9 protein-coding genes and 1 tRNA gene are annotated in these 10,061 nt (G+C 45.3%); 2 read left to right on the forward strand and 8 right to left on the reverse strand.

Features of this window, described 5'->3' with window-relative positions; all coding sequences use genetic code 11:
• Nucleotides 1–70: 70 nt before the first annotated feature.
• Nucleotides 71–1,297, reverse strand: a complete 1,227-nt coding sequence (locus AS006_RS09410) for a hypothetical protein (protein ID WP_101514076.1) — start codon at nucleotides 1,295–1,297, stop codon at nucleotides 71–73.
• 459 nt (nucleotides 1,298–1,756) lie between these two features.
• Nucleotides 1,757–1,832, reverse strand: a tRNA-Glu gene (locus tag AS006_RS09415).
• 93 nt (nucleotides 1,833–1,925) lie between these two features.
• Between AS006_RS09415 and AS006_RS09420 the strand changes: the two genes are divergently transcribed.
• Nucleotides 1,926–2,750, forward strand: a complete 825-nt coding sequence (locus AS006_RS09420) for a DMT family transporter (protein ID WP_101514077.1) — start codon at nucleotides 1,926–1,928, stop codon at nucleotides 2,748–2,750.
• Nucleotides 2,751–2,836: 86 nt separating this feature from the next.
• Entirely contained in the window at nucleotides 2,837–3,013 is a 177-nt protein-coding gene (locus AS006_RS09425) for a hypothetical protein (protein WP_101514078.1), read from the forward strand.
• 19 nt (nucleotides 3,014–3,032) lie between these two features.
• On the opposite strand, the gene AS006_RS09430 is transcribed toward AS006_RS09425, so the two are convergent.
• The 6 genes from AS006_RS09430 to AS006_RS09455 are packed head-to-tail and all read right to left on the reverse strand — an operon-like array spanning nucleotide 3,033 to nucleotide 9,683.
• The gene (locus AS006_RS09430) at nucleotides 3,033–4,187 is read right to left on the reverse strand and encodes an acetylornithine transaminase (protein ID WP_101514079.1); all 1,155 of its coding nucleotides are present in this window, start codon (nucleotides 4,185–4,187) and stop codon (nucleotides 3,033–3,035) included.
• A 2-nt stretch (nucleotides 4,188–4,189) separates the two neighbouring features.
• Nucleotides 4,190–5,038, reverse strand: a complete 849-nt coding sequence (gene argB / locus AS006_RS09435) for an acetylglutamate kinase (protein ID WP_101514080.1) — start codon at nucleotides 5,036–5,038, stop codon at nucleotides 4,190–4,192.
• Nucleotides 5,035–6,228 (reverse strand): bifunctional glutamate N-acetyltransferase/amino-acid acetyltransferase ArgJ, encoded by a 1,194-nt coding sequence (gene argJ, locus AS006_RS09440; protein WP_101514081.1) that lies wholly within the window; start codon nucleotides 6,226–6,228, stop codon nucleotides 5,035–5,037. Before argJ ends, argB begins: the two co-directional genes overlap by 4 nt.
• A gap of 16 nt (nucleotides 6,229–6,244) precedes the next feature.
• Nucleotides 6,245–7,264, reverse strand: a complete 1,020-nt coding sequence (argC, locus tag AS006_RS09445; protein ID WP_101514082.1) for an N-acetyl-gamma-glutamyl-phosphate reductase — start codon at nucleotides 7,262–7,264, stop codon at nucleotides 6,245–6,247.
• Nucleotides 7,261–8,457, reverse strand: a complete 1,197-nt coding sequence (gene argH, locus AS006_RS09450) for an argininosuccinate lyase (RefSeq protein ID WP_101514083.1) — start codon at nucleotides 8,455–8,457, stop codon at nucleotides 7,261–7,263. Before argH ends, argC begins: the two co-directional genes overlap by 4 nt.
• Entirely contained in the window at nucleotides 8,454–9,683 is a 1,230-nt protein-coding gene (locus tag AS006_RS09455) for an argininosuccinate synthase (protein ID WP_101514084.1), read from the reverse strand. The genes argH and AS006_RS09455 overlap by 4 nt, the downstream gene beginning before the upstream one ends.
• Nucleotides 9,684–10,061: the final 378 nt, after the last annotated feature.

Here is a 10,061-nt window from a genome sequence, read left to right on the forward strand (position 1 = left end):
ACTCAGGAAAGGAAAGAAAAAGGAAGTGTTAAGATCAAAGAACAGTAGAAAGGGGCACAGCTGTGCCCCCTTATTCTTCGAATACGAGGAGCCCTCCAAATGTAGGATCCGGAAATTCGTAATACTCATTTTGAAGATCAAGGGTTGGGAAGAAGGCTTTGAGGTTTTCAAAGGAATCAGGATCTTCAGCAAGAACACCAAAATCTATACCAACGATTGTTGCAGTGAGTGTTTCTGTTTCCCAAGACTTGTAAGTGAATGGCTCTCCTTCTGAAAGTTCCACCGAGTTCGTTTCTACTATCTCCTGCAAAGTGTTTTCCGTGTCTTCGTCAAGTAGCGGCTCTTCAAAGTAATACATACTGGTGAAATCGTGTTCGTCTCCTGGGGCATCTTCTATAATATCTTCGTTGAGCCACAGAACGGACTTTATAGCCATCACAATGCTGTCAACAAGATCTTCAAGATAGCTTGAACCATTTTCGTTGAACGTCAGGAACGGATCGAGGTTGTTCCACTCACCACCGTCTCCGCTGTTGCTTATAATATAGTCTTCACTTGCAAGCTGGGCGAGAACATCTTGTATCCATGCTCCCATATCTTCGTAATCAGCAGGATTTGGCAGATCTGTCGGTAAGGTCAAATCCCACGTTAACAGCAGGTCAGATATCGAAAGAACTGCTTTCACAACGAGAAGAAGTGCGGAAAATGTCCCTTTATCCAGAATCAGGTAGTCGTTCTCATTGAAAATAATTTCTCCAGGGTTCTGTCCACTGATTGTTTCAAAATCGAACCAGGCATCTCCTCTGCTCTGCACAACCACAAGTGTTCCTTCAGGACTTGCACTGTCGTAGAGTAGATCCACCACAGAATAAGTATTCGTTCCATCAGAGAGTTCCAATGGGGTTTCAGGCTCAAGTACACTATCTCCATCCCAGTCGAAGTTGTTTGGATGGATCGTGAGACTTGCATTTCCTGTTATTGCGTATTCAAGACAAGTTTCCAGTTCTTTCAGGCGCGGCCAGAGTTCTGAGAATGTGGTATAAAGGTTTTCATAAAACTGGTTCCATGTTTCTATTGTATTCTCTTCTGGAAGGAAAGGAGGAGGTGAAACTGGCGGTTCAGGTGGCAGAGGCGGTGGAAACTGTCTCATGTTCATGAAGTACTTCATGAAAGAAAAAGAGCGTGTGATCTCTTTGAAAGATTTGAATCTAACAGGAACAATTCTGAAAATACCCGTGAACTGTCCGATCTCATCGGAGTAGTCACGAAACAGTTCGTACAGTAAGATTATAGACATACCAGCGTTTGCTGTGGGATTCTCCGGGTCTTCAGCCAGAGCGTCTTCAAAAGCATCTTTTGCCCCGTCAGTGTCACCATATTCCAGAGAGTCCAGACCGCTCTCCAGAAGGTTTGAAAGATTTTCTTCCGACGTTCCTCCGGGTCCAACAGTGATGGGTCCAGCGCAAGAAAATTACGAGTGCCAGCCCAAAAAGGAGCATCGGCAAAAATCTTTTGAAATACACGATGATCCCCTCCTCGTTTAAATCTGTTAGCTATTTTTGGTAATTCTATTGGAGGGGATCAAATAAAAATAAAATAATTCTGAAAAATCAATAAAAAATCAATAGAAGGCTCAAGAAAGGGAGGATATCTTCCACTCAAACGGGTTCCTCGAAGGTGGGAAGATTTTTTATAAAAAACAAAAGGGACACCTCTTATGGCATCCCCCTATGAAACCAGAAGCCGTAAAAGTCTCTGGCGCCCCCAAGGGGATTCGAACCCCTGCCTCTGGCTTGAAAGGCCAGTGTCCTAGGCCGCTAGACGATGGGGGCAAAGAACGTGCACCAGAAAGAAATATACTATAAAATGGGAAACAGTTCAAGGGGTCTTGATCGTAAATATACTGTTAAGAAGGATGTGAAACATTGAGACCGGTTTTTTATCTCTTGTTCGGCGTCTTAATTGCTTCTTTCTCTGGTGTACTCGTGAAGATCTCAACTCTTTCTCCCCAAACCATTGCCTTCTATAGAGTCTTCATTGCCTCTTTGCTGTTTCTTCTAATCGCAAAAAAACCCAGGTTTCTTCCTCTCCGGGATGAGATGCTTTCAATCCTTGCTGGTTTCTTTCTTGCGATGCACTTTCGTTTCTGGATAGCAGCCTTTGATCATACCACAGTGGCCGGAGCCGTGATACCGCTGATGTTACAGCCTGTTGTCACAAGCTTTCTTTCGTATCTTCTCTACAGAGAAAGACCCGCACTACAGCAGCTCATCACAGGATCGATCGTTGTCATGGGTGTTATGATCTCTGCTCTTGGAAATGGGAAGTTTTCTAATGCTACCACAGGAGACTGGCTGGCGATCACTGGTACACTTTTTCTCTGTGGCTATCTTGTCCTTGGAAGAAAGTTGAACCGGAAGATGGGAAGCACCGCATTCAGTTTGAGAACACACGCTGTGGCTTCGATCGTTCTTTTTGCTTTCTCTTTCCCTTCTTTTGAGATCGTACCGTTGAGAGAATGGTTCATACTGATAGCTCTGGGGGCAGGATGTTCTTTCCTGGGATATCTGTTCATAAACATTTCACTCAAAAATTTTCCCTCGAGTGTTGTGAGTATGGCACTGGTTGGTGAAACTTCCCTTTCTATGTTGTGGGCATATCTGTTTTTGGGTGAAGTTCTGGGAATTTTCCAAATTACAGGGTTTTTGATTTCCACAGCTGGTCTCATCTTATTTCTTCTAAATGCTTGAAATAAAACGAATAAAGTATTAGAATATACTAAAAAAGCGAAGCGAAGATCCACAAGATCCAGTGACTCTCATGAGGGGGTGGCTTGATGCCTTACATATACAGATGCAAAAAATGCGGAGCCATATACTACTCTGCAACATCCATAGAATATCAGCTGAACAAAAACTGTGAGAAATGTGGTGGAGAGCTTGAGCAGTTAGGAGAAGAAGGGGAACTGATGAAGAAAGAAAAGGAAAAAGAGGAGGAAGATAGAAAAAAATGAGGGAGGCAACGCCTCCCTTTCAAATTTCCTGAAGCACCTCTTCCAGGATCCTGAGGGCTATATCGATCTCTCCGTACTCAACGGTCAGCGGAGGAAGGAGTCTCACCGTGTTGCTTCCGGTCGGAATCACAAGCAGTCCCTTCTCAAAGCACTTCATTGCAACGCTTTTGTTTTCCACACCGGAAAGTTGAATCCCTATCATCAATCCCATACCACGAACATCTTCCACCGCACCGTACTTTTCTTTCATTCTGGAAAGTCTCTCAAGAAGGTACCTTCCCTTCCTGTCCACTTCGTCCAGAAAACCTTCCTTCGTCAACTCCTTCATCACCGTGACACCTGCTCTGCATGCAAGCGGATTTCCACCGAATGTTGTTCCATGGTCTCCCGGCTCCAGTACGTTTGCTTTTTCGTTCACAACAACCGCTCCTATGGGAACACCTCCACCGAGACCCTTTGCAACGGTGAGGATGTCGGGTGTTACTCCGTATTTCTGATAGGCAAAGAGTTTTCCAGTTCTTCCCATTCCACACTGAACCTCATCGAAGACGAGCAAAATGTCGTACTCGTCACACAGCCTTCTTGCCTCTTCGAGAAATTCTTTTGTTGCCGGAATGATACCACTTTCTCCCTGGATGGGTTCAAGAAAGATGGCACAGACCTCGTCCGATACCTTTTTTCTCAGATCTTCGATGTTGTTGAACTCGAAGTAGTCAAAACCCGGAACGAGTGGTTCGAATGGTTTCTGATACTTGGGTTGTCCTGTTGCGGTGAGAGAGCCAAGTGTTCTTCCATGGAAAGAGTTTCGAGCCGAGAGGATCTTGAACTTCTTTTCGCTTTTCATCTTTCCGTACTTTCTTGCGATCTTTATTGCCGCTTCGTTCGCCTCCGTTCCCGTGTTGGCAAAGAACACCTTTCCACCGAACGTGTTCTTTGAGAGAAGCTCTGCAAGTTCCATCTGTGGAAGGTTCCAGTAGAGGTTGGAACAGTGAATCAGTTTTTCTGCCTGGTCCTTTATCGCTTTTACGAGTTCTGGATGGGAATGGCCAAGCACGTTCACGGCTATGCCCGAGGTGAAGTCAAGGTATGCTTTCCCCTTGATGTCATAGACCCACGATCCTTTTCCGTAAACGAGCGTTGCGGGGAACCTGTTGTAGGTGTTCATGAGAAACATCTTCATCCCTCCGATTCTTTGATCATTGTACCTATTCCCTTTCGACTGAATATCTCAAGCAAGATAGCGTGTTCCAGTCCACCGTTTATGATGTGTACCGCTCCGACACCCTCTCTCACAGCGGAGATTGCACACTCCACCTTTGGAATCATACCACCTGTTACAACACCGTCTTTTATCAGGTTTTCTGCCTCTTCTGGAGTTAAGGTGGAAAGAAGTTTTCCGTCTTTCAAGACACCATCAACGTCCGTGAGGAGGATGAGTTTTTCCGCCATCAGACTCTTTGCGATCTCTGCGGCGACGGTGTCTGCATTTATGTTGTACGAGTGGCCGTCCTCTCCTATTCCAACGGGTGCGATCACAGGGATGTAGTCGTTTTCTATGAGTGCGTGGAGTATCTCCGGGTTGACCTGTTTCACCCTTCCGACGAATCCTATGTCACCGTATTTTGTTTCCTTTTCGGCCACGATGAGTTTAGAATCCTTTCCACACACGCCAACCGCTCGTCCTCCGTGAAGGTTTATGTTCATGACTATTTCCTTGTTCACCTTTCCTACAAGCACCATTTCAACGATTTCCATTGTTCTTTCATCCGTGACCCTGTGGCCGTTTTTGAAGACGGGTTCTATACCGAGCTCTTTCATCATCTGAGAGATGGCAGGTCCGCCTCCATGGACGATGACGGGCTTTATGCCTGTGTACTTCAAAAGGATTATATCCTGTATGAAGGCTTTTTTTGCTCTTTCTTCCTTCATGGCACTGCCACCGAACTTTATAACGAACGTTTTTCCGTAGAACTCTTTTATGTAAGGGAGTGCTTCAAGAAGAACGTTGACGGTATCGATCCTCATGTCCTGTACCTCCCGTTTATTTCCACGTATTTTTCGGTCAGATCGCATCCCCAGGCTCTTGCTATCTCTTTTCCCTGCTTCATATCGAGGACGATTCTCACCTTCTTTTCGCTCAGTATCTTCTTTGCTGTGGCTTCGTCAAAATCCACTCCCTGACCGTTCTCTGCCACCTTTATTCTGCCGGCTGCACTTTCGAAGAAAAGGTCGAGTCTGTCTGGATCGAACTGCGCACCGGAGTATCCCGCGGCTGCGATCACCCTTCCCCAGTTTGCATCTTCACCGTAGATGGCTGTCTTCACAAGATTCGAAGAGACGATCGCCCGTGCGATCAGACGGGCAGAATTTCTGTCTGGAGCATTCCTCACTTCCACTTCCATTACCTTTGTGGCTCCTTCGCCATCCTCCACGATTTTTTCCGCAAGGACCTGGTTGACCTCGTGTACGGCCTCGTAAAGCTTCCAGAAATCATCGGTTTCTTCCTGAATGGGTGTGTTTCCTGCTAGTCCATTTGCGAGTATGATCACCATGTCGTTGGTGCTCGTGTCACCGTCGACATCGATCATGTTGTAGGAATCGTCGACAGAGATCTTCAGGAGTTTTTTCAAGACATTTTCTGACACGTTCGCATCTGTAGTTATGAAGGAAAGCATCGTTGCCATGTTGGGATGTATCATGCCAGAGCCCTTTGCTATTCCAAGGACGGTGATCTCTTTTCCTTCTATCGTCACTTTTTTGCTGTGGATCTTTATCTTCGTGTCCGTTGTCATGATGGCTTCTGCAAAGGGAACCGGATCCTTTGAGAGATTTTTCACCGCCTCTTCAATCCCCAACTCCACTTTTTCCATTGGAAGTTGAACACCTATCACTCCTGTTGAAGACACAAGGACACTTTCAACAGGGATTTTGAGCTCTTTAGCTGTTTTCTCCGCCATCCTTCTTGCGTTGATCATTCCTTGCTTTCCCGTACAGGCGTTTGCTACACCACTGTTCACGGTAATCGCTCTGATTCCAGAAGGATTTTTCCTCAGAATTTCCATGTCGTAGATCACGGGTGCCGCCTTCACAACGTTCGTGGTGAAAACCCCGGCGGCGGTGCAGGGTACTTCAGAGAAGATGATCCCGAGGTCTTTTCTTTTCCTCTTTATTCTGCAGTGTACCCCCGCGTAGCTGAACCCTTTTGGAACGAGCACTTCTTTCCAACCCCTTTCATGGGTATATGGGAAGAGACTCCAGTCCTTCCGTTTCTTTTAGATCGAACATGATGTTCATGTTCTGTATCGCCTGACCCGATGCGCCCTTCACGAGGTTGTCTATGGCACTCATCAGAATGAGCGTTCCGGTTCTTTCTTCCAGCTGCATTCCTATGAAAACATGGTTCGAACCGTAACACCACTTCGTTGATGGGAACATCCCAAGAGGCAGTACATGCACAAACGGCTCTCCAGCGTAGAACTCCTGGTAAATCCTGTGGATCTTTTCTAGAGGAGCGCTTGTTTTCACGTAGATCGTAGAGAGGATTCCCCGCGTCATGGGAACAAGGTGCGGTGTAAATATCACTTTCACATCTTTTCCAGCTATTTTCTTCAGCTCCTGTTCCATCTCCGGAACATGCCTGTGCTTTGCCACGTTGTAAGGCTTCAGGTTTTCGTTCACCTCGGTGAAGATGTAATCGAGCTTTTCTTTTCTTCCTGCCCCCGACACACCCGACTTTGAGTCGACAACTATCGTATCAGTTTCCACAACACCTGCCTTCAGAGCTGGAGCAAGGGCAAGGATCACGCTTGTAGGATAACATCCTGGATTTCCCACGATTCGGGCTTTCTTTATTGAGTCTCTGTAGATTTCTGGAAGACCATACACTCTCTCTATACTGTTGTAGCCCTCAAGTTTGTTTCCGTACCATTTTGAGTATGTATCTGGGTCATCGAAACGGAAATCTGCACCAAGATCGATGATCTTTACGTTTTGAAGCTCCATGGCAAGACTGTAGCTGACACCAGCAGGAAGGGCGGTGAACACCACATCGCAGCTTTCTGATATCTTTCTGGCATCGAAGTCTTCCAGAACGGCTTCTTCGAGCGTGGACGGGTACACCTCCAACATCTTCTTTCCGGCGTACGTTCTGGAGGACATGTAGACGATCTTCACGGAGGGATGTTTTTTCAAAAGTCTGAAGAGTTCGATCCCGGTGTAACCTGTGGCTCCCACTATGCCAACTCTGATCAATCCTTTTCCCTCCCGTATTCTTCTGCCACCATTCTGTAAGCGTCTCGGAACGGAATACCTTTTTTCACAAGTTCGTACACCCTGTGAGTTGCAAGAACTTCCTCGGTAATACTATCTTCAGATTTTTCCTTATCTACTTCGATGCGGTCAAAAATTATTTTCATTATTCTTAAGATATTCTTAACGACATCTATTGACTCTATCACCGGTTTTTTCAGAAGCTGAAGATCTCTGTGGTATCCAAGTATCAGGTTCGACGGAAGCGAGACGGCCATTACCATTTTGGAAACAACAAAGTGGTGGTACGCTCTCACAAGTTCCAGAGGATCCGGGTTTATCTTTTGTGGCATTATGGAACTTCCCGTGCACAGTTCCTTTGGTAGCTTCAAAAATCCAATCTCTGGAAGAGAAAAGAAGATGATATCGGAAGCAAACCTGTTCAGATCGTATGAAATGTGAGAAAGAACGTGAAGAAGAAGGTACTCGAACTTTCCTCTGCTGTTCTGTGTGTAGATGGGATTCCACTGAACCCTAGAAAATCCCAGCTCTTTCGCTGTGAACTCTCTGTCCACTTCTATCGGGACGCCGTATCCGGCACCAGTTCCGAGTGGAGATTGATCGATGATGTCGTACACCGTCTCGAGGAGTTTCAGGTCATCCTGGAGGGCATCTTTGAGGGCACCTGCCCACGTTGCAAAGTCAGTTGGCATCGCCTTCCTGGTGTGAGTGAAGCCGGCAAATCTTACCTGTCCGTACCTTTCGATGAATCTGTCCAGACTCTTCTGTAGTTCGACAACCAGTCCTTTTATCTTCTTCAGTTCATCTTTGTACATCAGTCTCAGGGCGGTGAGCACCTGGTCGTTTCTGGAGCGCGCTGTGTGGATCTTTTTTCCAGTCTCTCCCAGTTTCTTCACAAGGAAGTTTTCTATGGCAGTATGGCAGTCTTCTTCCTCGGGCTTTATCTGGAATTTTCCTTCTTCCACAAGCTGTAGAAGTTCGTTGAGGGCTTTTTCTATTTTTTTCTGCTCTTCTTGTGTTAGAAGTCCTATTCGCTGAAGCATCCTCGAGTGAACGATGGAAGCCTTTATATCGTACTTTATGATTCTCATATCAACGATGTAATCGTCTCCCACCGTGAACTTTTCCACTTCTTCGTTGACTGTGTATCCTTTTTCCCAGAGCTTCTCGCTCATTTTTCATACCCCTTCTTTGTGAGTCTGTACGCCTTGAGCCTGAGAGCGTGGATATTGATAAAGCCTTTAGAGTCCGTTGCGTCGAATCCTCCTTCAACATCCATGCTGGAAAGTTCTGGATTGTACAGCGAACACGGCGAATATCTCGCAACTGGTGTGACGTTACCTTTGTACACGGATACGATCACCTTTCCTGTCACGTTCTCCTGAGATTTTCTGAAGGCAGCAAGCAAAAACTCCATCTCCGGTGAGAACCAGAATCCATTGTATATGAGTTCGGCGAATTTCGGTGCAAGCATATCGCGAAGGTGCATCACTTCTTTGTCCATGGTGATGCCTTCAAGATCTCTGTGAGCAGTCCACAGAATGGTGGCTCCAGGTGTTTCGTAAACACCTCTTGACTTTATTCCGATGAATCTGTTTTCTACCATGTCAAGCCTTCCCACACCGTTTTTTGCTCCGATCTCATTCAGATATTCAAAAAGTTCAAGTGGATCGGTTTTTTCTGTTCCGTCCTTCAGATTCACAACTTTCACCGGTATACCTTTTTCGAAATGGATCTCAAGGAGTGTCTCCTCATCTGGTGCTTCCTTTGGAGATACAGTCCATGTGAATACATCTTCATCCGGTATGTACATGGGATCTTCCAGCTTTCCAGCTTCATGAGATATGTGCATGAGGTTTTCATCTTCACTGTATGGCCTTTTTTTGGAGACCTTTACGGGTATGCCTTTTTCCTTGGCGTAGTTTATCAGATCGGTTCTCCCTTTGAATCTTGAAAGAAACTCCGGATCTTTCCATGGCGAAATCACTTTAAGATTTGGATTCAAAGCAGCGTATGTGAGCTCGAATCTCACCTGATCGTTTCCTTTTCCTGTGGCACCGTGTGCGACGTATTGGGCTCCTTCTTTTTCGGCTATTTCAACCTGCTTTTTTGCGATAAGGGGCCGGGCGATTGCAGTTCCAAGGAGATATCTTCCTTCGTAGAGGGCGTTACCGAGGAGAGCGGTGAATATGTAGTCTGTGACGAATTCTCTTCGAAGGTCTTCGATGTAAACTTTGGAGGCACCTGTTTTAAGGGCTTTCTCTTTTATGGCTTCAAAGTCATCTTTTTGCCCCACATTTGCCACGTAGGCGATTACTTCAAAACCTTTTTCACAAAGCCATTTAAGAATAACAGATGTGTCCAGACCTCCGCTGTATGCAAGAACAACTTTCTCTTTCATGGAAAACCCTCCTTTGATTCTTGATAGCATAATTATAGAATTTTCTTTCCAGATTTATATGACGTGTTTTTTCACTATTATTTTCATTTTTGTAAATGCTACATCTAACATATTGTTTTGATGATAAGGAATATCAATTACAAATTCAGAAGATTCATGTTAGAACAAATTTTATTTAAGTCAATCAATTTTATTTTATTCACTAAACCACGGTAAGTTCCATTCATTCACAAAGTAGGGTATGTTTGTATTTAGCATTAGAAAGGAGATACAGAGTATGCAATTACCGGTAACGAAAAATTTCATGCGCCTTTGTGGTACCGGAAGCTATGCAATAAAAAAGGAATAATGAGCGAAAAAGGAAAACAACTACTCAGA

This window comes from Thermotoga sp. SG1 (assembly GCF_002865985.1).
Taxonomy (GTDB): Bacteria; Thermotogota; Thermotogae; order Thermotogales; family Thermotogaceae; genus Thermotoga.

Bases quoted from the DNA above. Each gene is read 5' to 3' on its own strand.
- argB (WP_101514080.1), bottom strand. From the start codon at position 5,038: ATGAGGATCGATACCGTCAACGTTCTTCTTGAAGCACTCCCTTACATA.
- AS006_RS09430 (WP_101514079.1), bottom strand. From the start codon at position 4,187: ATGTTTCTCATGAACACCTACAACAGGTTCCCCGCAACGCTCGTTTAC.
- argH (WP_101514083.1), bottom strand. From the start codon at position 8,457: ATGAGCGAGAAGCTCTGGGAAAAAGGATACACAGTCAACGAAGAAGTG.
- AS006_RS09425 (WP_101514078.1), top strand. From the start codon at position 2,837: ATGCCTTACATATACAGATGCAAAAAATGCGGAGCCATATACTACTCT.
- AS006_RS09455 (WP_101514084.1), bottom strand. From the start codon at position 9,683: ATGAAAGAGAAAGTTGTTCTTGCATACAGCGGAGGTCTGGACACATCT.
- AS006_RS09410 (WP_101514076.1), bottom strand. From the start codon at position 1,297: ATGTCTATAATCTTACTGTACGAACTGTTTCGTGACTACTCCGATGAG.